Genomic DNA, 24639 nt, shown 5'->3' with positions numbered 1-24639 from the left:
GGGCTGTCACGCCAGGGAACAACGATGTCACGTTTGTCCCGTACGATGTTTCATTATCGTTTCATAATTTCATTTTGAAACATTACATTGAAACATGCAACAACGCTGGCTGAAAAGATGGGGACAGGCACACGCGCCGCCGGTAGCGCGCAAAAAAAACAGCCGGCGGATGCCGGCTGCGGGAACACGATGACTAAAAAAATAAAGAACTAGGCCAGCCGCACCAGCGGATTGGCGATGATGTTGTCGATCTGGCGCACGGCTTCTTCGCAGGCGGCGGCAATGGCGCCCTCCTCGTCGTCGCGCACGAATTGCATGGTCGAGCCTTCGAATACTTCCAGGCCTTCGGCCGTGGCGCGCTCGATGTCGCAACTGGCCGACCATTTGCCGTCGGTGGTGGGCACGGCCAAGGGAACGATTTCCCAGCCTTTATAGTGAATTTTAGAACTGCTATCCATGGGTGCCTCCTTCGTGACTGACTCAATAGTGGAAATCGTAGCATGAAGCGCGGCTGGCAGCGACGTGTTTCACGCGCCAGCCTTGGTCAGGCTCACTTTCGGGCTAAACGATTTACGCTGGCTCAAGGGCGCAGCAGATTATCGACTTCCGTCCTGGCCACTTGCAGGCCCGCCGTGCAAGCCGTTTCGGGGGCCGCGTAGCCGCCCAGGGTGCGGCTGCGCGTGATCGCCTGCGCTTCCGGCTCGCCTTCGCGCTGCAGGCGGTAGGTAAAATCCCATAAATCGTCGTTATCCTTTTGCGGGGTCACGGAAATCGTAAAACCGCGGTACTGTTCGCTGCGTGCAGTGATATCGTTCATGAATTCCTCCTTGGAAGAATGAGGTTACCATGCTGCAAGCGCCGGGGTGCGCACGGCTGTGACGGCCGCATGCCTGCTCCCTTATTTGTTTTTCGCATGTTAAATGTGAATTTACAACATTTTTTTAGCGAACTCTGGCGATATAATGCCATTCCCTGTCCGCCCATTGCCCTCCCTTGCCGCCGTGATGACTCCACAAATCCAAGCTTTCTTCGACCCCGCCACCGCCACCGTCACCTATATCGTGTATGAGGCCGACGGGCGGGACTGCGCCATCATCGATTCCGTGCTCGACTACGATCCCAAGGCGGGCCGCACCTCGACCGCCTCGGCCGACAAGGTGATCGCCTTCGTGCGCGAGCACGGCTTGCAGTGCCGCTGGCTGCTGGAAACCCATGCGCATGCGGATCACCTGTCCGCCGCGCCCTACCTGCAGCAGCAGTTGGGCGGCGACGTGGCCATCGGCGCCGCCATCCAGACGGTGCAGCAGGCCTTCGCCGCCGTCTACCACCAGGGCGAGGCCAAGGCCGACGGCTCGCAGTTCGACCAGCTGTTCGCGCCCGACCAGGTATTCCATATCGGCGCATTGGAAGTGCGCGCGCTGCATGTGCCCGGCCACACGCCGGCCGACCTGGCGTACCAGATCGGCGACGCCGTGTTTGTCGGCGACACCCTGTTCATGCCGGACGTGGGCTCGGCCCGCTGCGACTTCCCCGGCGGCTCCGCTGCGCTGCTGTATCGCTCCGCGCAGCGCCTGCTGTCGCTGCCGCCGCAGACCCGGCTGTTCATGTGCCACGACTACCCGCCCAACGGCCGCGAGGCGCGCTGGGAAGTGACGGTGGCCGAACAGCGCGCCGGCAACATTCACTTGCGCGACGGCATCACGGAAGAACAATTCGTGGCCATGCGCACCAGCCGCGACGCCACCCTGGACATGCCGACATTGATCCTGCCCGCCATCCAGGTCAACATCAACGCGGGCAAGCTGCCCGAGCCGGAAGACAACGGCGTGCGCTACCTCAAAATACCGCTGAACGCGATCTGATTCCCCCGGCATTCCCCGCCCGCCGCGCTTCCTTTCTTGACACCACGCAAGTCCCACCTCAGGCAATCCGCATACAGTGCAGATTGCCTGAGTTCGCTTGGGCGCCGCTTTTCATCTTTCACGTTGACGGAGCGCCCGCATGTCGCCCGACCCTACGCTAGCTGGCAATTGCATCCTGCTCGCCGAAGCCGAAGGCACGACCTTGTTCAGCCATGCGCTGCTCCAGGCCGTCACGCGCCTGCCCCGTCCCGGCATCGTCATCTTCGTGCATGGCGTCAATTCTGACGGCGAATGGTATGAGCAGGCCGAACAAGGGCTGTGCGCCGGCCTAAATGCGCGCCTGAAACGCCGCGACGAGGATCTGGCGATCCCGGGCCCGGCGGCCGGACAGATGCAGGCCGCCACCTACGCGCGCGAATTGACGGATGACGGTTTCCTCAATCCCAAGCGCAACGCCACCACCTTCCTGCATCCACCAACTTTGCGCCGAGGACTGACGGTGCATAAATTCATTGCCACGCCGCGCCAGCGACTGGCCTGGGCCCTCGCCACATTTCTCTTCGTCATTTTCCTGGCATGTTGGTCCATCTGGTCGGGCTATGCCGATCACCAGCATGTCCATTCACCTGGAGACTTCATGAAACAGTTCCTCGCGCTGCCCATGCTGGCCGCCAGCTCCATGTTTGCGCTATTGACAGCCTGCGCCGTGAAGCCGGCGCAGAAAGAAGACGGCCTCCCAACAACCACGGCTCACGTTCCCTTCCGGGCACAGGTCGTGGGCCTGCAGTGGCTCAACCCTCTGCAACGACGCGACTATCCCACCGAGTGGCAACTGCTCTGGACGCTTGGCCTGGCAAAACCCAACAAGAATGACGATATGGTCAGGACGGATCCCAGGGGTTTCAGTACCTTGCAGGCAGTCGCCCCCATTGCCCACGATATCAATGGAAGGGAAACGTTCAAGGGCTATCACCATAAATATCTACTCGAACTGATGACCAATTTTCACGATATTTATTATTCCAGCCCCACCTACTTCTACCACGTCTACCCCAAGGATCAAAAACAGAACTGGCGCGAACTGGCAGGCATCCGCGTGGAATATGCCCTGCCTGACGGAAAATTCGATCCGGCAGAAGTACACCAATTCACGCAACAAACCATCACCGACACCTTCAGCATCGGCAACACCCACTTCCCGACCCTCTGGACCCGCGCCACCCCACCCGACGTGCGCATCACCCTGGGCGGCAACAACGCGGGTTTTACCTCCCTGCAAGCCGCGCTGGCCTACCTGGAAACGCATCCGAAGGAAACCGTGTGGGTGATGAACTGGGATGCGCCGAGCCGGCCGAAGACCATGCAGATCAATGAAAACCTGGTGCTGCTGGTGCTGGCCGGCCCCGATTGCAAGACGGAGCGCGCGGCGCTGGCGTGGATAGCTTATCCGGCCACGCGCAAGGTGGCCGATTTTGAAGCGGGCAAGGACAAGCCGCCGCGCGCCGTGCAGGCGTGGCAGGCGGTATTTGCCGAGGCGGCGCGCCATGGCGGCAAGACGGAAGAAGACATCGGCTACGTCATCCACGACGCCAGCAAGACCCTGCCCTCGTCATCCGACCGCCTGGGCCAGCTGGCGCAAGCGCTGACCCTGGAAGTGCCGGGATTCGACTTCCTGCCGCAGACCTTCAATACGCCGGCCCTGCTGGGCGAAATGGGCGCCGGCACGGCGCTGACCAATGTCGCCCTGGGTATCGCCCATGCGAACCACGTCGGCAAGCCCGTGCTGGTGGCGGGCACCAGCGATCCTGACGGCGTCACGGGCGTGCTGGTCTTGCCGCCCGCCACGGTACGGCCCATCGCCCACGACAAACCGTGGTTCCGCGCGCGCGGCGAAAACAATGCGTATTTGCCGTGGTGGGGCATCCGGCATGACACGGCGGACAATTTGCAGGGTTACTCGAAATAAGGTCCAAGTACTGGCCACCGGCGCGCAGCGAGCTTCCAGGCGGCCCGGCCGCGCCGCACACATGGCGTCAAACGCAACAACACAATGCAAATGATGCGCCTTCCGCCATGCCAGATCCCTCGATACCATGTAATGACCCCATTCGAGGATCAGCCACGCCATGCATGCACCGTCAAAACCCGCTCCACCCAACCAGCAGGCGCCCCAGGCCGGCAGCGCCACGATGCCCGTGCGCGGCGCGCTTGCCAGCCTGTCCCTGGCGATGCTGCTGCCCGCGCTGGGCACCAGCATCGCCAACGTCGGCCTGCCCGACATGGCCAGGGCCCTGCAGGCACCGTTCCAGGATGTGCAATGGATCGTGCTCGCCTATCTGCTGGCCATCACCGCCCTGATCGTCAGCGTGGGCCGCCTCGGCGACATGGTCGGCCGGCGCCGCCTGCTGCTGGCCGGCATCGGGCTGTTTGCCATGGCTTCCATCCTGTGCGCGCTGGCGCCCACCTTGTGGCTGCTGGTTGCCGCGCGCGCCCTGCAAGGCCTGGGCGCGTCCGTCATGATGGCGCTGACCATGGCCATGGTCGGCAGCACCGTCCCCAAGGCCAGGACGGGCAGCGCCATGGGCCTGCTCGGCACCATGTCCGCCGTCGGCACCACGCTGGGCCCCGCGCTGGGCGGCCTGCTGATCGCGCGCTTCGGCTGGCAAGCCATTTTCCTCGTCAACGTGCCGCTGGCTGGCCTGGCGGTGCTGCTGGCCTGGCGCTACCTGCCGGCGGACCAGCGCGGCGCGCACGCCAAACGGCCCGTGTTCGACCACCGCGGCACCGTGCTGCTGGCGCTGACCCTGGCCGCCTATGCGCTGGCCATGACCCTGGGCCGCGGCCAGTTCGGCGTACGCAACGCGGCGCTGCTGCTGGCCGCCTGCGTCGGCGCCATCCTGTTCGTCCGGGTCGAGCTGAAGGCGCCGGCGCCGCTGATACGCCTGGCCATGCTGCGCGCGCCCGCGCTCGGCGCCGGCCTGGCGACCAGCATGCTGGTCGCGACGGTGATGATGTCCACCCTGGTGGTCGGCCCCTTCTACCTGGCGCGCGGCCTGGGCCTGGGCACGGCCGTTACCGGCATGGTGCTGGCGGCGGGGCCGCTGGTGGCGGCGTTCTGCGGCGTGCCGTCCGGCTGGCTGGTGGACCGCTACGGCGCGCAGCGCATGGGCGGCTCGGGCCTGTGCGGCGCGGCCGCCGCCTGCCTGGCGCTGGCACTGCTGCCCGCCAGCCTGGGCATTCCCGGCTACGTCGCGCCCATCATGCTGCTCACGGCCAGCTATGCGCTGTTCCAGGCAGCTAACAATACGGCCGTCATGGGCGATATCGTTGCCGATCAGCGCGGCGTCATTTCCGGCATGCTCAATCTGTCGCGCAATCTGGGACTCGTCACGGGCGCCTCCGTGATGGGCGCCGTCTTCGCTGCCGGCGCCGGCGATATCGCCAGCGCCCGGCCAGCCGCCACGATCGGCGGCATGCACGCCGCCTTTGGCGTGGCCAGCGCGCTGATACTCGCCGCGCTGGTCATTTTCGTGCTTGGCCGCACCCTGAGCAAAACTGGAGATCCCGCATGATACGCACCCGTGCAATCCCATTCCTGCCTGTCCCTCTGCTGCTGGCCCTGGCCTGCGGCGCCACCCTGTCCGGCTGCTGCTGGCCCTGAGCTGGCGCGCCGGCGGCGTCAGCCGGCGTTGATCCGGGCCGCGCAAGCGTCGACCACGCAGCCGCGCAGCCAGCGGTGGGCGGGGTCGGCATCCATGCGCGGATGCCACATCAGCGACACGGTCAGGTCGGGCATGCGCAGCGGCAGCGCAAAACTGAACATGCCGGCGCGCAGATTGCCCGTATGCCGTTCCGGCACGGTGGCGATCAGGTCGGAGCCGGCGGCCAGCGCCAGCGCCGCCGTAAAACCGCCGACGATGCTGGAGATCGTGCGCTGCAACCCCAGCGCGGCCAGCGCATCGTCCATCGGCCCCGTCTCCTGGTCGCGCCGCGCCACCAGCACATGCCGGCCGGCCGCATAGCGCTCGGCGCTGATGTCGCCCTGCGCCAGCGGATGGCCGCTGCGCACCACGCCCACGAAACGGTCGCCGAACAGCCTGCGCGTGCGCACTTCCGGGCTGGTGAGGCTGCCGATCACGCCCGTTTCCAGGTCGATGCTGCCCTCGCGCAGCTGCACGCTTTCGCGGTCGGGCTTTTGCACGAAACGCAGACGCACGCCTGGCGCTTGCGCGCCGATATGCGCGAGCAGCGCCGGGCCGAAATTTTCCACGAAACCGTCGCTCGAACGCAGCGTAAACGTTTGCGCCAGCTGGCGCGGATCCAGCTGCTGCGCCGGTCCCAGCACGGCCAGCACTTCGCCCAGCAGGGGAGCCACTCTTGCGCGCAGCTCCAGCGCGCGCGGCGTGGGCACCAGTTCACGGCCGGCGCGCACCAGCAGCGGATCGCCCGTCGTCTCGCGCAGGCGCGCCAGGGCGCGGCTCATGGCCGATGGACTCAAACGCAAGCGCCGCGCCGCGCGCGTGACGCTGCCTTCGGCCAGCAGGACATCGAGGGTGATCAACAGATTCAGATCGGGTAGCGACATGGTGTTTACCTTGGCATGCATTGCTGGCGCCAAGTTGCTGGCGCCAGCACTGGCGCTTACTCGCCCTGCTCCGGCGCGCGGCCGATCTCGCCGTCGATATTGGCCAGGAACCAGGCCAGCGACGACATCAGCGCCACGTTGCGCTTCAGGTTTTCCGGGTCGACCTTGTCCAGCGTGTCGGCCGCCGTGTGGTGGTAATGGAAGTAGCTGTGGCTGTCCACCAGCGGCTCGAAACTCGGTACGCCGCCCGTTTCCAGGCGGTGCAAGTCGCCCGTGCCCAGCGCGTCGCGGCGCGTGAAGGCGTGCGCGCCCATCGGCAGCAGGGCCGCGCGCAGGGGCGCGAACAGTTTTTCCGACTTCGGCCCCACGCTGGCGAGGATGCCGAACGGGCGGCCGGCGCCGCTATCCATCTCGATGGCCGCGTACTGCTTGCCCAGCGCCTGCTTGTGGGCCTCGAAATAGGCCTGGCCGCCGCGCCCGCCGTTTTCCTCGTTCATCCAGGCGATCACGCGGATGGTGCGGCGCGGACGGTAGTCGAGCTTTTTCAGGGTTTCCACCACGCCCATGGCTGCTACCACGCCGGCGCCGTCGTCGTGCGCGCCCGTCGCCAAGTCCCAGGAATCGAGGTGGCCCGAGACCACCACCACTTCGTCGGCCTTGTCCGTGCCCGGCCAGTCGGCGATGACGTTGTAGCTGTCCGCTTCCGGCAGGTTTTGCGGCGTCAGGGTCAGGTGCATTTTCAGGGGGCCGCGCGCAGCCAGGCGGCCCATCAGCAAGGCGTCTTCCACGGTGACGGCGGCGGCGGGAATGCGTTTATTCTCGTCCAGGCCCGTGGCGCCCGCGTGCGGGATGCGGAAATCGGCGCCGCCCACCGAGCGCACCAGCGCGGCAGCCGCGCCCAGGTCGGCCGCCGCCTTCGGCCCGAGGAAGCGCGCGCGCGAACCCTGGCCATAGGTGACGCCGGCCAGGCCCCGCTCGGCCATCTCCTGGTCGAACGGCGTGTCGATCAGGACGATGGCGCCCTTCACTTCCGACGCGCGCGCCTTGAGTTCATCCAGGCTCCTGACGATGATCACGGGCGCCGTCAGGCCGGCGGCCGGCGTGGCGCCGGAGCCGCCCAGGGCCGTGAGCACCACGCGCTGCGACACGCCCTGCGGACGGCCCGCGTAATCGACGATTTCCGCCGTTTCCACGCCGCGCACCCAGTGCGGCACTTTCACGGGCTGCAAGGTGACGGTGGCGCCCAGCCGGCGCATGGTGTCGGCCACCTGCTGCACGGCGGCGGCCGCGCCGGCGGAACCGGACAGGCGCGGGCCGATCAGATCCGTCATGTCGGCCAGGCGGGCGTACGCCCAGTCGCTTTGCAGCGCGGTGTCGCGCACCTGCGCCAGCGCTTGCGGCGCATTGCCCGGCGCGGCGGCAAAGGCGCCGGCGCTGACGATGCAGCCAAGGGCAAGGGATACGGCGGAACGGCGCAGTGGCGCGCCAGTCAGGATGCTATGCATGTGTTCAAATCCAGTCAACGAGGTCGAAGCGGGTACGCCGTGGCCATGGGCAAGGCGCGACTTTTTCTACGATAGCGTATTTATTCTGTCATTGCAGCAACTTTTACGGGATCGATTGCCTCGCCCCCCATAGTCGATTACCATCAGAATCGTGATCGCTACCGGAAACCGCCATGCTCAAGGGAACACTCTGTACCGTCCGGCATTTGCAGGCCGCCGACCTGAATACCTATATTTCCCTCGTCAACGACCTGCCCTCGCGCGGCGAGTTTTTCTCGATGCAATTCAAGTCGCCCGAAGCCATGCGGCGCGACTTCCTGCAATCGGGCTTCGTGACCGAGGACAGCGAATTGTTCCTCATCGAAGATCACGCCCAGCACATCATCGGCACGATCACGCACTTCAAGAGCCGCACGCCAGCCTCGCGCGAGATCGGCTACCGCCTGTTCGACCGGCAGCGGGATGGACGCGGCTACATCAGCGAAGCGACGCGCCTGCTGGTCGACTACCTGTTCAACGCCTATCCGTATCACCGGCTGGAGCTGCTGATGGACCCGCTGAACATCGGTTCCGAGCGCATCGCGCAAAAGAACGGCTTTACCCAGGAAGGCTTGCTGCGCCAGGCCTTCTTTATCAATGGCGTGATGCGCGATGTCAAAATGTACAGCCTGCTGCGTCCCGAATGGCAGGCGCGCCTGCGCTGACTTGTTACGGCTGGGGCAGGATTGTAATAAGTTGTATTAGACATGGAACACGGTTGCGACAGCAGATATAGTCCAGTCCATGCAGATCATTGTGATCTCGCCGGAATGGAAGGAAATGCCATGTTGAACAAGAAACTCCTGGGTGCGGTAATGGTAGCGGCAGTGGCTGTGTCTTCGGCCGCAGTCGCCGGTGACCGCGACTTCAATACCGTTGCAGGCGCCGTTGTCGGAGCGGCCATTGGCAACAGCACCGGCGGCCGCAATGGCGCGATCGTCGGTGGCGTGCTGGGCGCGGCCGTCGGCAACAGCATCAGCACGAATGACCGTTATTACGACCGTGGCGGCTATCGCGGCGGTTACCGCGAAACCTATTATGCGCCGGCGCCGCAGCCCGTGTACTACGCCCCTGCCCCGCAGCCCGTGTATTACGCACCGCCACCGCGCTACTACGGCCCGCCGGCTGTCGTCTACGTGCAACCGGGCCGCGGCTACTACCGCGACCATGGCCGCCGCGACTACTATGACCGCGGAGACTACCATGACCATGGCCGTGGCTGGGGCCATCGCCGTTAAGCAGCGCCCTGTACTTGCTCCATGAAAAACCTGCGCCAGCCTGCTGCCGCGGGTTTTTTTGCGTGAAAGGCAAGGTATCGCCCCTGCACAATATCGGCTAAGCTGTGTCCTATGATCAACATTGCTGGCCGCCTGGACCGCACCAACCGATGCATTTAATCAAAGACGGACTTGACTTCGGCCCCTGGCTCGACGCCGCCGCCGGCACCAGCGTGGGCGCCGGCCCCCTGCCGCGCCGCGAAAACCAGGACAACTTCCTGCTGATCGATGCCAGCGGCCACGCCGTCTGCCTGTCGCGGCAGGCGCCGTTCCACTGCCAGGTGCCGGGCTGGCCGCGCGGCCATGTGCGCGCTGCCGTGCTCGACGGCATGGGCGGCCACGGCCACGGGCGCGAAGCGGCGGAAGCGGCCGTACAAGGCTTGCTGGCCATGCCCGCCTGCCTTGACACGGCCAGCCTGGCGGCCAGGCTCGACGCGTTGCACACGCGGCTGCAGGACAGTTTCGCCGAGGCCGCGCCAGCCCAGGCGCGTCCGCCCGGCACCACCCTGACCCTGCTGGAAGTGCCGCCCGGCGAAGCGCCGCTGCTGTATCACGTGGGCGATTCGCGCCTGTATGAAATTGCCGACGGGACAGCCAGCATCCTCACCGTGGACCACGTGCCGGCCACCGTGTACGCCATGCGCGGCGCGCTCGACGAGGCGCGCTGGCGGGCCGCCGTGCACGGCGAACACCACCCGCAAATCTCGCAGGCATTCATTTTAGGCAACGCCATCGGCGACAGCTTGCAGCTCGACAAGCCTTTGCGCGGCCTCGATGCGGCCATCTTGCCGCCCTTCCTGGCGCACCTGGGCGACCGCCGCGTGCTGCGCGTGCGCCCCGGCGCCCACTATCTGCTGGCCAGCGACGGCTTCTGGGCCTGCGAGGACCCGCTGGCCCTCACGGCCCGCTGGCCCGCCTTGTGCGCCGGCAAGACTGCGGCACAAGCCGTCAGCGCCCTGTTCGACGACTTCCTCTCGCATCCTCCCAAAGGCTTGCATAGCGACAACATTACCGTGCTGGCGCTGCGCTTCGATGCGGAATTCACCGCCCCAGCCGGCTAGCTGCCAGGTAGCCGGCCGTCGCCGACACGGACGACAGCACGGCGCCCCAGGCCATGTCGATCGCCGTCAAGGCCAGCGGCCAGTCGCGCAAGGTCGCATAGTTGCTCAAATCATAGGTACCATAGGCCAGCAGGCCCAGCAGCGCGCCCAGCACTGCCGCCGTGCGCCCGCGGCGCGCGCGCAAGCCCGGCAAAATGGCGAAAACCAGCAATCCCGCCACGTACAGCAGATAAAACAGCGTCGCCGGCGCCCAGCGGGGAGACTCCGCCAGCAGCGGCCCCAGCGCCGCGGCGTACACCGGCTTCATCAGCACCGCCAGCCACAGGGCATCGATGGCCAGGAATACGCACAAGGTGGCGCCATAGGCTATGGCAAGCTGGAGCGGGCGTTGGGCAGGCATGGTCGTCTTTCGAAGTCAGGCGGCATCGGGGGAACGGCTGTGCCAGCATAATACAAAACGCCTTCCAGCTCTTGCCGCAGGCATCACCATGCGCGACCGGCGTCCACGCGCATGGCTGGAAAACCTGTTTCATATAATATCAAAATAACATATCCAGAAAGACATAAAATGTGTTTTTGAGAAATAGTTTCCATGACATGTATTGCAAGGTGTGACCAGGGACATGAATTTGGACAAAAAGAGCGCATTCCGCTGCCGTGAAAGTTGCCAAGCAAGCGCAAAAGCGCGTAAGCTCTCATGTATAACAGAGGGCAAAATGTCCCCGCTCGATTCGAGTCAGAATGTCATGAAAAAATGCAGCAACCCGGAGCACCCGCACTGTACGTTCTGGGTCTTGCCTGGGGAAACAGTCTGCGCGGGCAACCACCCGCAAGCGACGACTGCCCCCAGCAGCTACGACCTGTTGACCGCACTGCGCAGCGCCCGTTCCGAGCCATCGGCAACGGCGCTTCCGCACGCCCCTGCTGCTGACGCTGTTACCGCACCGCTGACGGGCACAACCGCGCCAGCGCTGCCGCCCCGCATTCCCGCGGCGATGCCGGCTTCCACGCCTGCTGCCACCGCTGCCGCCCACGCCGCCTACCAGCCCGTACAAGCCCACCTGCACATCAGCGGCTTCGATCCCCGCGCGGCAGGCGGACGGCAAACCCTGAAAATGGAATTGCGCGGCATGAGCGCCGCCTGCGCGCCGCAGCTGACCTTGCGCCTGCGCTCGGACCTGATCCCGCGTGGTGCCGTCCAGCATGATTTCGTGCGCACCACGCGCGGCGACTGGCGTCCCGTGTTTGTCGAGTTTTCCTCACGCAACAAGGAACACGGGCAATACCAGATCGAAGTCGAAGTGCACAGCCACGTCGATGGCGCCGTGGCGCAGAAATGGGTGTGCACCTTCGTCATCCTCGTGCCGCGCCGCGACGCCACCCTGACGGAAATCCACCAGATCTTCCTCAGCACCCACAAGAATGTGCGCGTGATGGCCGACGACGCGTCGATCGCCCGCGTGACGGGCGGCGACGGCTGCAACCTCGACGTGACGGCGCGCAATGCCGGCATCGCCCACGTGGATCTTTCTGCGCCGCAGGGCAAGATCGACATGGGTTTTACCACCATCGCCTGGGACGAGGAATTGATCGAAGTCGACCTGCCCGCCGCCAGCCACTGCCATCCGCACCCGAGCCAGGCCGCCTGTCTCGTCAATGCGGCGCCGGAAGCGGGCGAGCAGCGCCAGATCCGCCTGTTCGCGCTGGAAGAATGCATGCTGGGGCGTTTCGAGCTGGTGGACCCGGAAGCCGATGTGCTGCTCAGCCATTTCAGCCCCGACGGCCAGGACAACAATGGCTTGACGCGCCGCCTGTCGGGCCGCCACGCCATCATCCGGCGCGGCCAGCAAGGCTTTGAAATCGAGGATGTGTCGCGCTACGGCGTGCTGCTCGATGGCGTGTGGCCCGGCAAGCACAAACCCGTCGCCCTGCGCCTGGGCATGCGCATCGAATTGTCTGCCAGCATCAAGGGCATCGTCGTGCTCAGCGTCACGGCCCTGCTCGCGCACGGCGTGATCCTGCACCGCATCGACCACGGCGCCCGTGCCGAGTGTTTTTACCTGCTGCTGCCGGAAGCCCAACCTGCGCCGGCCAGCCACCTTGCCACGCCGCAAGCCAGCTGCCTGCCCGTGCTGTTCCACCGCAATGGTGGTTTCTGGCACCTGGACACAGCCAGCGGCAAGGAAACCGCGCTGGCACCCACCACCGCGCTCGACAAGCTCAGCGGCTTCGCGCGGCACAACCGCTTCGCCAGCGAACCGTATCCGGAATGCTGGATCATCCGCACCGAAGGCGCGGCCCTGTGCGATAGCACCATGCAAACTGCCTGATACAACGCCTCCCGCCACCTGACCGCTAGCGCCTGAAAAATGGTCAGAGCAAGGCGCGCTGCCGAAGACAGTACGAATGTACGGCAAGGCAGTGCAACGCAGCTATGGCCTTTTTTCGGACGCTAGCGTGGCACCAGCACGAGAAAAATCATCGACAGGCCGAGTATGAACACCGCTTCCAGCGTGAACACGATGGCGGGAATCTGTAATTCGCGTGGGATTTTCATGGCGAAACCTCTTCAAAACGCAGCACTGCCTTCAGCATAGCGCGCCCGGCGCCGATTACATTATCAGCCTCACAACACACTTGACCGGCCGGCATGAGTTGCCGAGTTCGCTGGCCAGGCTATTCCGACACACAATTTAACAATTCAATCGCCGATATTCTGCAAATAGCACCCCTCCCCGCCCTTGCATACTGTATATTCATCCAGTTAATATTTCCCTGCACTTCACACAGCGCCCGCACGGCGTTTTACATTTCCTATGGCTTCCAACAAAGCGCATCACGCGACCGGTTGGGCTGCCGGCGTGATCGCCGCAGCCCTGGTCGCGCACGCTGGCGCCGGCGGCCCCTATCAAGTGCTGAGCATGCTCGCCTTTGTCATGGGCGCGCTGGGCGGCACGGCGCCGGACTGGCTGGAAGTGGCCTGGTGGGCGCGCACGCACCGGCTGTGGATCACGCACCGCACGTGGACGCACTGGGGACTGGCCTGGATCGCCCTGCTCGTCTATACCTGGATGCAATTGCCGCACCACCTGTGGGCGCCGCCCCTGTTCGGCTTTGCGGCCGGCGGCATCATGCATTTGCTGGCCGACTGGCCCAATCCGCTGGGCGTGCCGTGGATCTTCCGCCGCCACTCGCTGCGCTGGTGGAAAAGCGGCCGCCACGACATCATCGTCATCATCGCCGCCTGGCTGGCCGCCACCGTCGTGGCCGACCACGTGTTTTTTGACGGCATCCACCTGCGCCGCACCGTGCTGGCGCTGGACGGCTTGCTGCACTGGTCCGCCACCGCGCTGCAGCAAGCCTGGGCGGATCTGCAACAGTGGCAGGAGCGCTGGCGCCTGGGCGGCGACGCCAATTGACGCCGGCGGCGTGGCAATGTGATAATGAGTATCATTCTCAAACAGCCCAGCCAGCCGGCACCCCGCGTTCCGTCAGCCCAGCCCTTCCCTTGCCTGGAGAACGCAGTGAGCACCGTCAGTCCCGTCCATACCTGCCACCTGAGCACCCTGTACAGCGAGCACCACGGCTGGCTGTATGGCTGGCTGCGCGGCAAGCTGGGCAACCGCGCCGAAGCGGCCGACCTGGCGCAGGACACCTTTTTGCGCCTGATGGGCAAGCGCGAGGCGGCACCGCTGCGCGAGCCGCGCGGCTACCTGGCGACGATCGCGCGCGGCTTGCTGATCGACCGCTACCGCCGCCAAGCGCTGGAGCAGGCCTACCTGGAAGCGCTGGCGCAGCAAGCCGAGCCAGCATCGATGTGCGCCGAAACGCACGCCATCATCATCGAAACCCTGCTCGCCGTCGACCGCCTGCTCGACAGCCTGGGCGCGCGCACGCGGGCCATCTTCCTGCTGGCGCAAATCGAGGAACTCAGCTACGTGGACATCAGCCGGCGCCTCGGCATTTCGCTGCCGACCGTGAAGAAGCACCTGGTGCGCGCCTACACGGAATGCCTGATGCTGGCGGCCGCCTGATGTTCGGCCCCGCGACCTCACCTTCCGCCCCCATCGCCCGCAAGGTGCTGGCCGCCGCCGCGCACTGGCATGTGGAACTCCAGTGCGGCAGCGCCGACCCGGCCGCCCTGCAGGCATGGCGCGACGCCAGCGCCGAGCATGAACGGGCCTGGGACTTGCTGCGGCGCATGGACGGCCAGCTGGGCGCGATACCGGCAGCACTGGCGATGCCGGCGCTGCAGGCGGCGCAGCAGCGCCGGCGCGCGGCCGCCAAGATACTTGCCCTGCTGGTGGCGGCCGGCGGCGGCATCGCGCTGGGCCAGGCGGGCTGGCAATCCGGCCCATGGCAAGCCCTGACGGCGTCCCTGCGCACGGCGCCGGGCCAGCGCCGCCACGTCACGCTGGCCGATGGCGGGCGCCTGGAGATGAATACTGCCAGCGCCCTGGATGTCGCTTACAGCGCCACGCACCGCCGCATCCGCCTGCACCGTGGCGAAATCATGATCACGACGGCGCCCGATCCGCGCCCCTTCCTCGTCGATACGCCGCACGGCGTGATCCGCGCGCTGGGTACGCGCTTCGGCATACGCTGCGACGACGATGACAGCACCGTCAGCGTCTTCGAACACGCCGTGGAAGTGCGCTGTGCGGCGCGTCCGGAGGCCGTGCACCGCCTGGAAACGGGGCAGCAGCTGCGCTTCGGCGCCACCGGCGCGGATGAGGTATTGAGCACGCCCGCGCACCAGGACAGCTGGCTGCGCGGCATGCTGGTGGCCGCCGACTGGCCCCTGCAACAGCTGGTGGCGGAGCTGGCGCGCTACCGGCGCGGGCGTCTCGCCTGCGATGCCGCCGTGGCGCGGCGCCCCGTCACGGGCACCTACCGCCTCGACGATATCGACGCCGTGCTGGAAAGCCTGTGCGCCTCGCACGGGCTGCAAGTGACGTACTTCACGCGCTACTGGGCCACGGTATCGGCCCGGCCGGCATAAATATTTTCAGTTTTTTTGCGTTTGGGGTTGGTGTTTCGATGCGCTGCTTCGGCTTGACAAGTAAGAAGCCGATTCATTGACCATTTTCTTATCCCTCTGAGCAGAAAGACCGAGCATGCAGCTGACCACCCCTGTCCTCCATCCCGCCGCGCGCGCCATCCGCCTGGCCGTCCTCGCCATGGCTTGCGCCGCCCCCGCCGCCTTCATCGCCGCGCCCGCCCTGGCGCAAGGCCAGGCCGCCGCCACGGCGCCGCAAGCCTACGCCGTGCCAGCCGGCCCGCTGGCCACTGCCCTGAACGACTTCGCCGTCGCCGCAGGCGTCAGCCTGTCGACGGATCCCGCGCAAACGCGGGGCCTGCGCTCGCCCGGCGTGCGCGGCAGCTTCAACGTCACGCAGGGGTTCGCCCAGGTGCTGGCCGGCAGCGGCATGGAAGCCGTGCAGTTGCCGAACGGCGCCTATGTACTGCGCCAGGCAGCGCCCTCCTCCGCCTCGGCAGGCGGCGCGGAAAAGACCATGGCGCCCGTGACGGTCAGCGCCAGCATGGAGCGCGACCCCGTCAGTGAACACAGCAACTCGTATGCGGCGCGCGCCGTCACCGTCGGCAAGGGCGTGCAAACCCTGCGCGAGATTCCGCAATCGGTCAGCGTCGTCACGCGGCAAAAGATGGACGACCAGAACCTCAACACCATTGACGCCGTGCTGGCCAATACCACCGGCATCACCATGTACGACAGCCCCATGGGCGGGCGCTATGTGTATTCGCGCGGCTTCATGGTCGAAACGTACCAGTTCGACGGCGTCAACCGCGCCATGTTTTACCCCCAGGCGAACAGCTTTACCAGCAATACGGCCATGCTGGACCGGGTGGAAATCGTGCGCGGCGCCACGGGACTGCTGCAGGGCACGGGTTCGCCGGGCGCCGCCATCAACATGGTGCGCAAGCGCCCGCTGGCGGAAAAGCAGGTGCAGCTGGCGCTCAGCGCGGGACGCTGGAATGACCTGCGCGGCGAAGTCGACGTCACCGGCCCCTTGAACGAGTCGGGCAGCATCCGCGGCCGCGCCGTGGCCGCGCATGACCAGCGCGATTATTTTTATGACGTGGCCGACAGCCGCACGGACGTGCTGTATGGCGTGCTGGAATTCGACCTGGCGCCGGGCAGCAAGCTGACGACGGGCGCCAGCTACGAAAAACTGAAGTCGACGCCGTTTTTCTCCGGCATGCCCCGCTACCTCGATGGCAGCGACCCGAAGCTGCCCCGCTCGACCTTCCTGGGCGCGGACTGGAACCGCTGGGACAGCCGCCAGACGGCCGCCTTCGCCGAATTCGAACACCGCTTCGATGCCGACTGGTCGCTCAAGGCCAGCGCCAACTACACGCGCGAGCAGCATGACGTGAAATACATGTTCAACCTGGGCGCGCTCCATCCCGCCACCCTGGCCGGCATGATGATGTATACCGGCGTGTTCGACTACGGCACCACCAACAAGGGCATCGACCTGTCGCTCGACGGCAAATTCAACGCCTTCGGCCGCCGCCACGGCTTCAGCGCCGGCATCAGCACGAACCGGCTGGAAAGCGACAGCGATTACAGCCTGGCCATGATGAAGCTGCCCAATAGCGCGCTGCAACCCAATCACGGCGTGGCGGAACCGAGCGATGCCTGGATACGCAAGGAAAAGTATGGCGGCGCCCACAGCCTGACGAGCATGACGCAGACGGGCGCGTATGGCGTGGCCCGCTTCAGCGTCAGCGACCCGCTCACCGTGGTGGCCGGCGCGCGCGTGTCGAACTACAAATCGAACAGCGTGTACCGCGACACGGGCGAGGTGTATATCGACCCGTATCGCGAAAACGGCGTCGTCACGCCGTATGGCGGCGTGATCTACGCGTTCGACAAGCGCTGGTCAGGCTATGCCAGCATCTCCGACATCTTCCAGCCGCAAAACCAGCGCACGGCCGACGGCGCCCTGCTCGACCCGCTGAAAGGCCGCAACCTGGAAGTGGGCGTGAAAGGTGAACTGTTCGACGGCAAGGTGAATACCTCGCTGGCGCTGTTCCGCATCGAGCAGCGCAACCGCGCGGAACTCGACCTGGTGAGTACCTGCTCGTCCGGCACGGAGTGCTATTTCTCGGCGGGCAAGGTGCGCAGCGAAGGCGTCGATGCGGAAATTAGCGGCGAGGTGGCGCCAGGCTGGCAACTGTTCGCCGGCTACACGCTGAACAACTTCAAGTACCTGGAGCAGACGTCGAATGCGGGCGTGATGTTCGCCAGCACCTACTCGCCGCGCCACATGCTGCGCGCGTGGAGCGACTATCGCCTGTCCGGCGCCCTGCAGAAGTGGAGCGTGGGCGGCGGCGTGAACTTCCAGACGGAGAGCTCGCGCACCACGCGCGACGTGAAGGTGGCGCAAGGCGCGTACGCCTTGTGGAGCGCGCGCGCCGCCTACCAGATCGACCGCAACTGGACGGCGTCGCTGTCCGTGACGAACTTGCTCGACAAGCGCTACTACCAGACGGTGAGCGCACCTGCGTGGGGCAATTTCTACGGCGAGCCGCGCAAGGCGCAACTGACCTTGCGCGCGCGTTTCTAAGGGGGACTCAGGTCGCCGGGCGCAATGGCGCCTTCGGCAACGGGATGAATTCCGTTTCGCCCGGCACCTGTCCCATGCGCTGGGCGCTCCAGTCGTCGGCCGCCTGCGACAGGCGCTCCTTGCTCGACGAGACGAAATTCCAGAACAGGAAGCGGTGGCCGTCCAGCGGCTCGCCGCCGATGACGACGAACTGCACCGGGCCGCTGCCCGCCGTCACCACCGGTACGGCGCCCGCTCGCACGGCGCCCGCTTCCAGCAAGGCCATGGTGTGCGGCGCCAGCGCCACGCCATCGACAAGCACTTCCCCGCTGATCGGGTAAATCGCCGCTTCCGCCGGCAAGCCATCCAGCCGCAGCTCCTTGCCTGCCTCCAGCGCCACGTCCAGGTACAGCGTCTGCATGTAGGTGCGCACGGGCGAGGTCCGGCCAAACGCCGTGCCGATCAAGACCTTCACCACGGCGCCATCGAACGGCACGACGGGAATGTCGGCCTGCGGCGTATGCGTGAAACTCGGTTCGTCTTCCTCGTGCGCCTTCGGCAGCGCGGCCCACAGCTGCAAGCCGTGCGTGCGGTGCGGCTGGCCCGCCAGGTCGTGCGGCGTGCGTTCCGAATGCACGATGCCGCGCCCGGCCGTCATCCAGTTGATGGCGCCCGGTTCGATGCGCTGGTACGAACCGATGCTGTCGCGGTGGTCGATCGCGCCCTCGAACAGGTAGGTGACGGTGGCCAGGCCGATGTGCGGGTGGGGGCGCACGTCGTGGTTGGCGTCGGGCGCCACGTCGATGGGGCCGAAATGGTCAAAGAAAATGAAGGGGCCGACGGCCTGTTTTGCCGCGGCAGGCAGCAGGCGCCGCACGACAAAGCCGCCGCCCAGGTCTTTTTCGTGGCTTTTCAGGATGGCCGCGCTCATGCCAGCACCGTCGTCACTTCGGTGGTCACCGCCGTCATCAATTTATGCAGCGGGCATTTGCCGGCCGCGGCCAGCAATTCCTCGCGCTGCGCATCCGTCAGCTCGCCCGTCAGGTGCAGGGTGGCGGCCAGGCGGTACACGCCCTTGCGCTCTTCGCTGGCATCGCGCTCCGTGCTCACTTCCACGTGTTCCAGCGGGATGCCCTTGTGTTTGGCGTACCAGACGACGGTGAGCGCCTTGCAGGCCGACAGGGCCGCGTCGTACAGGTCGTGCGGCGACGGGCCGGCATCGCCGCCCCCTTCCGCCACCGAAGCGTCGGCGGAAATGATGTGGTCGCGCACGTGCACGATGTGGCGCATGGGTTGCGACTGGTCGCGGATGGCTTTGATGGTCATGGCGTTCCTTGGTGCGTTTGGAAAGCCACAATTTACACCGTTTGCCCGCTTTGCGCAGCCTGCTCCCCTGCTACCTGGTCATTTGATACGGAACAGGGCGTCGACCGTCTGCGCCATTTTGAGGCTGGTGATCATCAGCATGTCGTCGGGATTTTGCCGCTGGCGGCTGTTCGCGCGGTTGTAGCGGTCGGACGGCACCAGGCCCACGGCATTGCCCAGGTTTTTCAGCTGGTCCGACGAAATGCCGGCCACGGCGCCCGCGCGCTTGCCGAAGCCGCGCGCCATGGCATCGGCCTTGCGCTGCGCATCCTTGACGGCTTCGCCCATCAGTTCCTCTTCCAGGCGGATGCGCTGCGTGGCGCCGAAGGTGACGGCAAACGCATCGAGGTTGGGCATGGCCAGCAGCGGACGCATGACGGCGGGCCATTTCGACACTCCGGCACGGTTAAGGTGCATGAAGTATCCGTCAAGATGGTCAATATGGCAATCCCGGCCTACCCGGCCTGGTCCAGCGTGCGCGCCACCCGGAAGCCCACGATGTCGTTCGACAGCACGGTGGAAAAGCCGTTGCGCAGGGCCGAACGCAGATAGCGCGGGTGGTACAGCCAGGAGCCGCCGCGCAGGATGCGCCGGCTGCTGTCGCTACCCTCTTCCCACGCGCTGCCGTTGACGGGCGCGCCCTCGTAATTGTCGTGCACCACGTCCTGCACCCATTCCCACACATTGCCGTGCATGTCGAACAGGCCCCAGGAATTCGGCGCGAAGGTACCCAGGGGCGTCGTGCCGCCCCGGTACACGCCGCGCGGGCCGCCGTTGTACACGTACAAGCCGTCGTAATTGGCTTGCTCGGTGCTGATGGTGTCGCCCACGTTGAAGGCCGTGCGCGTGCCGGCGCGGCACGCGTATTCCCATTCCGCCTCGCTGGGCAGGCGGTACTGCCGGCCCGTGCGCTCGCACAGCCACGCCAGGTAAAGCTGCGCGTCATTCCAGCTCACGCCGACCACCGGGTGCTGGTCGTTCTGCACGAAGCCGGGATTATCCCAGTCCGTTTCCGAACCGCCCGCCCATCCCGTCGCCTTGACGAAGGCACGCCATTCGCCCACGCTGACGGGGTGCCGGGCCAGCGCGAACGGACGCTCGATGCCGACCCAGTGCTGCGGCGTTTCGCGGTCCAGCCATGACTGCTGCGAACCGGCCTGGATGGCCGCCTTGTGCTCCGTCTCGTGCGCGCCCATTTGGAAGCGGCCGCTGGGAATGAGCACCAGTTCCGGCCCCTGTCCCGAGCCATCGAGCCAATCATCGCGCAAGATGCCTTCGGCATTGGCCACCGGTTCCGCGTGTTCCGGCTCCGGTTCCGGCGCTGGCGCGGATGCCGGCGCAGGGACGGCGGCGGTCGCGGCGCGGCTGGCCTCTTCGCGGCGCGCGCGTTCCTGCTCGGCCCGATACGCCGCCTCCGCCTTGGCGACGATGGCCTTGCGCTGCAATTCCTGGTGTTCCTGCAAGGCCGTGGCGGCATCGGCTTCGCGGCGCGCGCGCAGCTGGCCGCGCAGCGCTTCCTTGCGCAGCTTGCGCGCCTCTTCCGCTTCGAAATGGCGCTGCGCCTCCTGCTCGCGGCGCAGCTTATCCTGCCGCTGCTTTTCCAGCGCGGCCGCCTGGATTTCCGCCTTGCGGCGCTGGTCCAGTTCTTCCTGGCGTATCCGGGCCCGCTTGATCTCTTCCTCGCGGGCCTGTTCCGCCGCCAGCGCCGCCTGCTGCTGTTGCTCTGCCAGGCGCGCCTGCTGCTGGCGCGCCTGTTCCGCCAGCTCTTCGGGCGACGGCCCGGCGGCCCGCTCCAGCCCTTCGAGCAAGGCTTGCACGGATAGCGGCCGCAATTCCGCCGTCAGCGAAAAACCGTTCTGCAGCACTTGCCACTGCTGCGCGTTGAGCGCCTGCGGCGCGGACGGCAGGTGGCTGGCGCTGCGCATGTCGTCGAACGGCATGCGCCCTTCCAGCATCTGGTAAATCATCACGGCCACGGCATACACGTCCAGGCGCGGGCTGGGCTGGCGCTGGTTGGCGCCGGCCTCGGGCGCCCGGTAGCCGTGCGTGCCCGCATTCGGCATCTCCAGCGCCAGGCTGCTGTCCGCATTGCGCACGCGCGACGCGATGCCGTAGTCGAGCAATTTGACGTCGCCCTTCGCCGTCAGGAAGACATTGCCCGGCTTGATATCGCGGTGCACCAGCTTGTGCTTCTCCCACGCATACGCCAGGGCTTCGGCCACCGGGTGCAGCAGCTGCTGCACGGCGGCCAGCGGCAGCGCGCCCTGGCGGCCCAGATAGTGTTCGAGGTCTTCGCCATCGAGGCATTCCATGATGATGAAATAGCTGGCCGTGGCCGGGTCCTGCGCCCACTCGTAGACGCGCACGATGTTTTCATGCGCGAGTTTTCTCGCCTGGGTCGCTTCCTCGATCAGCAGTTTCGCGTGCGTGGCGCTTTGCGTCAGCTGCGGCGGCAAGATCTTCAGCGCCACCATTTCGCTGCTGCCCAGCTCCGCGTGCGTAGCCAGGTCGGTGGCTTGCCACACCTGCCCCATGCCGCCCGTGCCGATCAGCCGTTCGAGCCGGTAGCGGCGGTTTTGCGGGCCGATTTCCTGGCCCGTCATGAAGCCCAGCTCCGTGCCCTGCCGCACGGGCAGCGGCGCGGCCACGGGTGCGGCGCCGGGCGGCGCGTACTCGGCGTCGAGGATGGCGTTCTTGCGGCGTTCAAATTCCTGCTCGCTGAGCAGCCCGTCGTCGTGGAGGGCGCGCAGTTCCCGCAGTTTGTCTCGTGCTTTTTGCATCATCTGGGGTAAAACGCTTCCATCAAGGCTGCAAGGCGACGCCGCAGGCGGCGCAGAATTTATCTTCAGGATGGCCCGCGCGCTGCGCATGGCCGTTCTTGCAGCGCAGCGGCGCGCCGGCAGCAGACGCCGCGCCTGGCTGCAGCGCCTGCGCCACGGCCACGCCCAGCTGCGCCTGCGCCGACAGGCCATGCGCGTGCGCCGCGTTCTGCAGGTTGATCAAGTCCAGCTGCTGGCGCCGTTCGCGTTCCGCCTGGCCTTCCAGGTAGCTGCGCTCCTGCGCCGCGCTGTCCTGCGCCATGCGCAGCGCCTCGGCGGGAGAAACGCTGTTCTCGGCCGCCGCCAGCGCCGCCAGCGCGTGGATCTGTTCGGCGCTCATGCCCGCCTGCAGCTGCACCTTCAGCACCTGCGCCAGCGCGGCCGCGTTCTGTCCCGCGGCCATGGCCACCTTGCCCGTGTCGCTCAGGGAGCCGATTTTCTCGATGCGGTCGATGTCGATGCGCGCCAGTTCGGCCGCATGCGCCTGCTGCGCCAGCAGGGCCTCGTACTCGCCCTTCCAGCGCGCGTAATCGCTTTCGCGCTGCTGCGCCATGGCCAGCAAGTCGCGCTGCCATTGCGCTTCCTGTTCCAGCTGGCGCAGTTGCTGGCGCTGTTCCTCGATGGCCAGCGCGTCGAGCTGCGCCAGCTGCGCTTGCTGCTGCAGCTGGCGCGCGTGCACGCCGTCGGCCTCGATGGTGCGCAACAGCTTTTCCTGCTGCGCGATGGCGTCTTCGCGCGCGCCGCCGCGCCGCAGCGCCGCCACTTTTTCCGCGATTTCCGCCGCCTGCACCTGCGCCGCTTCATCCTTGTGCGCCTCGGCGCGCAGCAATTCGCGCTGGCGCGCCAGCTGCATCTGCTCTTCCCACTCCTGCACCCGCTCCGCCTCGCGCTTGCGCGCCGCATTCGCCAGCATCAGGCCCTGCCAGGCGGCCTGGTGCTGCTCCGCCTCCAGCTGCGCCTCGCGCTGGGCCGCATCCGCTTCCGCCTGGCGCAGGCGCGCCAACTGGGTGCGGCGGCCCGTCTCGTCGTCGATCAGCAGCGCGCTTTCCACCTGCTGCGCGATCGACTGCAAGTGCACCTGATGCGTAAAGCGCTGCTGCGCCAGCTGGATCTGTTCGCGCCCATGCAGCTGCGACAATTCCAGCTCGCTGCGCATCTTGATGGCGGCCAGCGCCCGCACGTGTTCCCAGTTGGCCGTTTCGTCGGCGCGCTGCGCGCCCTTCTGCGCCAGTTCCTGTTCCAGCTCGCCCAGCGCCAGCGCGGCGCCATGGTCGAGCGCCTGGCGCCGCGATTTCGCTTCCAGGATGCGGCCATACAGGTCGATCTGGCGCCCGCGCAGCGCTTGCAGGCGCTCCGCTTCCTGGTGGTTCAGCTCCGCCTTTTCCACCGTCGCATCCTGCGTCAGTTCGGCGCGGCGGTGCGCATGGCGCGCCGCCAGTTCCTCGCGGCGGATGCGCTGCCACTCTTCCTCGTCATACAGCTGGTCGAGCTGCTTCATGCGTTCCAGGCTGTGCTGCTCGAGTTCCTGCGCCGGCAAGCCGCCCAGCCACAGGGTGCCGATGCTGGCGCCAGCGTTGCCTTCGCGCTTGTCGTGGCGCAGCGCCAGGGTTTCCACGCGCGTCACGGCCAGGCCGCTGGGCGCCAGGCGCTGCGTCAGGGCCGATTGCAGGCGCTCGTTCAGTTCCGGGCGCAGGTCCGCATTCGCATCCATCTCGCCCAGCGCGCGGCTGCCGATGAATTCCAGCGCGATCTGGCGCACGGATGGCAGCAGCAAGGCGTGCAGGTGGGCGCGCGTGACGGCGCCCGGCGCGCGCATGAACTGGCGCGCGAACGCGTCGGGCTGGCCCAGGGCGATATCCACGCGCAGGGACGCGGCGACGTTCTGCAACTCCGTGCTGGCCAGGCCGGGCAAGTCGAATTCCAGGCTGACGGCGTCGGCGCGCGCGATCAGCACTTCGGCCGGACGCGCCGGCAGCAGCGCGGGCAGGCGCGCGAAGAAGGCGGCGCTGTCGTAGTCGCCGGCAGGTATCAAGGTGAAAGCGTCCGATTGCACGATCCAGGCGCGCGACTCGGCCGGTACCTGCAGGCGGCGCACCGCGCTGCCGAACAGCGAGGACAGTTCGCGCACGCCGAAGAACAGGGCCAGTTGCCCATCGGCAAGATGCCATTGATTGGCATGCAGCACCGCGTCGCTGTCGGGTGCCCCCAGCGACAAGCCGCATTGCGCGCAATAGCCGGCGGCAGCGCCGTTCTTGTGCTCGCAGCGCGGGCAGCGGGCGCCGCCAAAACCAAACAATTGGAACATGTGTGACTCCTGATGATATTTTTATCCACGCGACGGGGCCGCCATGCCGATTCTAGCAGGACAGCTGGCCCTGCACTTGCCGCGCGCGGCAGTGTGCAGCGTCAAATAATGCCACGCGGCAATTACATTCATATGCCCGGATACAGGGCAATTTAGGCCTCAATTCAAGCGGTCGGCTTGCCAGCCCCGTGCGCAGGCATTTCAGCGCCGTTTTTTTGCAGGCCATCCCGCCAAAACCACGGCTGGT

General features: G+C 66.3%; 21 protein-coding genes. 11 read left to right on the top strand and 10 right to left on the bottom strand.

Features of this window, described 5'->3' with window-relative positions:
• Positions 1-209: 209 nt before the first annotated feature.
• Complete coding sequence (locus CLU94_RS23765; protein ID WP_034783948.1) at positions 210-458, bottom strand: hypothetical protein; 249 nt, start codon at positions 456-458, stop codon at positions 210-212.
• Positions 459-580: 122 nt separating this feature from the next.
• Positions 581-817: a hypothetical protein gene (locus CLU94_RS23760; RefSeq protein WP_099667425.1), complete on the bottom strand. Its 237-nt coding sequence runs from the start codon at positions 815-817 to the stop codon at positions 581-583.
• A gap of 187 nt (positions 818-1004) precedes the next feature.
• Here CLU94_RS23760 and CLU94_RS23755 point away from each other — a divergent pair, with 187 nt between their 5' ends.
• The 3 genes from CLU94_RS23755 to CLU94_RS23740 all read left to right on the top strand — a co-directional run bounded on the left by CLU94_RS23755 (position 1005) and on the right by CLU94_RS23740 (position 5434).
• Complete coding sequence (locus CLU94_RS23755) at positions 1005-1862, top strand: MBL fold metallo-hydrolase (protein ID WP_099667424.1); 858 nt, start codon at positions 1005-1007, stop codon at positions 1860-1862.
• Positions 1863-2001: 139 nt separating this feature from the next.
• Complete coding sequence (locus tag CLU94_RS23745; protein ID WP_257218966.1) at positions 2002-3828, top strand: T6SS effector phospholipase Tle3 domain-containing protein; 1827 nt, start codon at positions 2002-2004, stop codon at positions 3826-3828.
• Between the two features lie 160 nt (positions 3829-3988).
• A complete protein-coding gene (locus CLU94_RS23740) occupies positions 3989-5434 on the top strand; it encodes an MFS transporter (RefSeq protein WP_099667423.1) in 1446 nt (481 codons plus the stop codon).
• A gap of 107 nt (positions 5435-5541) precedes the next feature.
• Here the strand turns inward: CLU94_RS23740 and CLU94_RS23735 are convergent, their stop codons facing one another.
• Positions 5542-6447, bottom strand: a complete 906-nt coding sequence (locus CLU94_RS23735) for a LysR family transcriptional regulator (protein WP_099668464.1) — start codon at positions 6445-6447, stop codon at positions 5542-5544.
• 56 nt (positions 6448-6503) lie between these two features.
• Positions 6504-7952: a M20/M25/M40 family metallo-hydrolase gene (locus CLU94_RS23730; protein ID WP_099667422.1), complete on the bottom strand. Its 1449-nt coding sequence runs from the start codon at positions 7950-7952 to the stop codon at positions 6504-6506.
• A gap of 173 nt (positions 7953-8125) precedes the next feature.
• Between CLU94_RS23730 and CLU94_RS23725 the strand changes: the two genes are divergently transcribed.
• The 3 genes from CLU94_RS23725 (at position 8126) to CLU94_RS23715 (ending at position 10329) form a co-directional block, all read left to right on the top strand.
• Positions 8126-8656: a GNAT family N-acetyltransferase gene (locus CLU94_RS23725; protein WP_099378762.1), complete on the top strand. Its 531-nt coding sequence runs from the start codon at positions 8126-8128 to the stop codon at positions 8654-8656.
• 120 nt (positions 8657-8776) lie between these two features.
• A complete protein-coding gene (locus CLU94_RS23720) occupies positions 8777-9229 on the top strand; it encodes a glycine zipper 2TM domain-containing protein (RefSeq protein WP_099667421.1) in 453 nt (150 codons plus the stop codon).
• 149 nt (positions 9230-9378) lie between these two features.
• Positions 9379-10329, top strand: coding sequence for a PP2C family protein-serine/threonine phosphatase (locus CLU94_RS23715; protein ID WP_099667420.1), 951 nt, complete (start codon positions 9379-9381; stop codon positions 10327-10329).
• Here CLU94_RS23715 and CLU94_RS23710 read toward each other — a convergent pair.
• On the bottom strand, positions 10310-10729 hold the full coding sequence (locus tag CLU94_RS23710) for a DUF2177 family protein (RefSeq protein WP_099667419.1): 420 nt from the start codon (positions 10727-10729) through the stop codon (positions 10310-10312). The two genes, CLU94_RS23715 and CLU94_RS23710, sit on opposite strands and share 20 nt — an antisense overlap.
• A 346-nt stretch (positions 10730-11075) precedes the next feature.
• Between CLU94_RS23710 and CLU94_RS23705 the strand changes: the two genes are divergently transcribed.
• The 5 genes from CLU94_RS23705 to CLU94_RS23685 all read left to right on the top strand — a co-directional run bounded on the left by CLU94_RS23705 (position 11076) and on the right by CLU94_RS23685 (position 17924).
• Positions 11076-12659, top strand: coding sequence for an FHA domain-containing protein (locus CLU94_RS23705; RefSeq protein ID WP_257218965.1), 1584 nt, complete (start codon positions 11076-11078; stop codon positions 12657-12659).
• 486 nt (positions 12660-13145) lie between these two features.
• The gene (locus tag CLU94_RS23700; RefSeq protein ID WP_099667418.1) at positions 13146-13748 is read left to right on the top strand and encodes a metal-dependent hydrolase; all 603 of its coding nucleotides are present in this window, start codon (positions 13146-13148) and stop codon (positions 13746-13748) included.
• Between the two features lie 105 nt (positions 13749-13853).
• On the top strand, positions 13854-14363 hold the full coding sequence (locus CLU94_RS23695) for a sigma-70 family RNA polymerase sigma factor (RefSeq protein ID WP_257218964.1): 510 nt from the start codon (positions 13854-13856) through the stop codon (positions 14361-14363).
• The gene (locus CLU94_RS23690) at positions 14363-15331 is read left to right on the top strand and encodes a FecR domain-containing protein (RefSeq protein WP_180278749.1); all 969 of its coding nucleotides are present in this window, start codon (positions 14363-14365) and stop codon (positions 15329-15331) included. Before CLU94_RS23695 ends, CLU94_RS23690 begins: the two co-directional genes overlap by 1 nt.
• Positions 15332-15446: 115 nt before the next feature.
• Entirely contained in the window at positions 15447-17924 is a 2478-nt protein-coding gene (locus CLU94_RS23685) for a TonB-dependent siderophore receptor (RefSeq protein WP_099667415.1), read from the top strand.
• Positions 17925-17931: 7 nt separating this feature from the next.
• Here the strand turns inward: CLU94_RS23685 and CLU94_RS23680 are convergent, their stop codons facing one another.
• The 5 genes from CLU94_RS23680 to CLU94_RS23660 all read right to left on the bottom strand — a co-directional run bounded on the left by CLU94_RS23680 (position 17932) and on the right by CLU94_RS23660 (position 24392).
• On the bottom strand, positions 17932-18834 hold the full coding sequence (locus tag CLU94_RS23680) for a pirin family protein (RefSeq protein ID WP_099667414.1): 903 nt from the start codon (positions 18832-18834) through the stop codon (positions 17932-17934).
• On the bottom strand, positions 18831-19229 hold the full coding sequence (locus tag CLU94_RS23675; protein ID WP_034783198.1) for an OsmC family protein: 399 nt from the start codon (positions 19227-19229) through the stop codon (positions 18831-18833). Before CLU94_RS23675 ends, CLU94_RS23680 begins: the two co-directional genes overlap by 4 nt.
• Positions 19230-19307: 78 nt before the next feature.
• Positions 19308-19685, bottom strand: coding sequence for an SIMPL domain-containing protein (locus CLU94_RS23670; RefSeq protein ID WP_143451517.1), 378 nt, complete (start codon positions 19683-19685; stop codon positions 19308-19310).
• A 38-nt stretch (positions 19686-19723) separates the two neighbouring features.
• On the bottom strand, positions 19724-22051 hold the full coding sequence (locus tag CLU94_RS23665) for an SUMF1/EgtB/PvdO family nonheme iron enzyme (protein WP_180278748.1): 2328 nt from the start codon (positions 22049-22051) through the stop codon (positions 19724-19726).
• Between the two features lie 19 nt (positions 22052-22070).
• Entirely contained in the window at positions 22071-24392 is a 2322-nt protein-coding gene (locus tag CLU94_RS23660) for a hypothetical protein (protein WP_099667412.1), read from the bottom strand.
• Positions 24393-24639 lie beyond the last annotated feature (247 nt).

The organism is Janthinobacterium sp. 13 (genome assembly GCF_002749695.1).
In the GTDB taxonomy this organism is placed as follows: Bacteria; Pseudomonadota; Gammaproteobacteria; order Burkholderiales; family Burkholderiaceae_D; genus Janthinobacterium; species Janthinobacterium kumbetense.
The sequence above is the reverse complement of the archived record's forward strand: the minus strand, read 5'-3'. Positions and strand labels throughout refer to the sequence as shown.

Coding starts and splice junctions, on each gene's coding strand:
- CLU94_RS23765 (WP_034783948.1), bottom strand. CDS start 458: ATGGATAGCAGTTCTAAAATTCACTATAAAGGCTGGGAAATCGTTCCC.
- CLU94_RS23760 (WP_099667425.1), bottom strand. CDS start 817: ATGAACGATATCACTGCACGCAGCGAACAGTACCGCGGTTTTACGATT.
- CLU94_RS23755 (WP_099667424.1), top strand. CDS start 1,005: ATGACTCCACAAATCCAAGCTTTCTTCGACCCCGCCACCGCCACCGTC.
- CLU94_RS23745 (WP_257218966.1), top strand. CDS start 2,002: ATGTCGCCCGACCCTACGCTAGCTGGCAATTGCATCCTGCTCGCCGAA.
- CLU94_RS23740 (WP_099667423.1), top strand. CDS start 3,989: ATGCATGCACCGTCAAAACCCGCTCCACCCAACCAGCAGGCGCCCCAG.
- CLU94_RS23735 (WP_099668464.1), bottom strand. CDS start 6,447: ATGTCGCTACCCGATCTGAATCTGTTGATCACCCTCGATGTCCTGCTG.
- CLU94_RS23730 (WP_099667422.1), bottom strand. CDS start 7,952: ATGCATAGCATCCTGACTGGCGCGCCACTGCGCCGTTCCGCCGTATCC.
- CLU94_RS23725 (WP_099378762.1), top strand. CDS start 8,126: ATGCTCAAGGGAACACTCTGTACCGTCCGGCATTTGCAGGCCGCCGAC.
- CLU94_RS23720 (WP_099667421.1), top strand. CDS start 8,777: ATGTTGAACAAGAAACTCCTGGGTGCGGTAATGGTAGCGGCAGTGGCT.
- CLU94_RS23715 (WP_099667420.1), top strand. CDS start 9,379: ATGCATTTAATCAAAGACGGACTTGACTTCGGCCCCTGGCTCGACGCC.
- CLU94_RS23710 (WP_099667419.1), bottom strand. CDS start 10,729: ATGCCTGCCCAACGCCCGCTCCAGCTTGCCATAGCCTATGGCGCCACC.
- CLU94_RS23705 (WP_257218965.1), top strand. CDS start 11,076: ATGAAAAAATGCAGCAACCCGGAGCACCCGCACTGTACGTTCTGGGTC.
- CLU94_RS23700 (WP_099667418.1), top strand. CDS start 13,146: ATGGCTTCCAACAAAGCGCATCACGCGACCGGTTGGGCTGCCGGCGTG.
- CLU94_RS23690 (WP_180278749.1), top strand. CDS start 14,363: ATGTTCGGCCCCGCGACCTCACCTTCCGCCCCCATCGCCCGCAAGGTG.
- CLU94_RS23685 (WP_099667415.1), top strand. CDS start 15,447: ATGCAGCTGACCACCCCTGTCCTCCATCCCGCCGCGCGCGCCATCCGC.
- CLU94_RS23680 (WP_099667414.1), bottom strand. CDS start 18,834: ATGAGCGCGGCCATCCTGAAAAGCCACGAAAAAGACCTGGGCGGCGGC.
- CLU94_RS23675 (WP_034783198.1), bottom strand. CDS start 19,229: ATGACCATCAAAGCCATCCGCGACCAGTCGCAACCCATGCGCCACATC.
- CLU94_RS23670 (WP_143451517.1), bottom strand. CDS start 19,685: ATGCACCTTAACCGTGCCGGAGTGTCGAAATGGCCCGCCGTCATGCGT.
- CLU94_RS23665 (WP_180278748.1), bottom strand. CDS start 22,051: ATGATGCAAAAAGCACGAGACAAACTGCGGGAACTGCGCGCCCTCCAC.
- CLU94_RS23660 (WP_099667412.1), bottom strand. CDS start 24,392: ATGTTCCAATTGTTTGGTTTTGGCGGCGCCCGCTGCCCGCGCTGCGAG.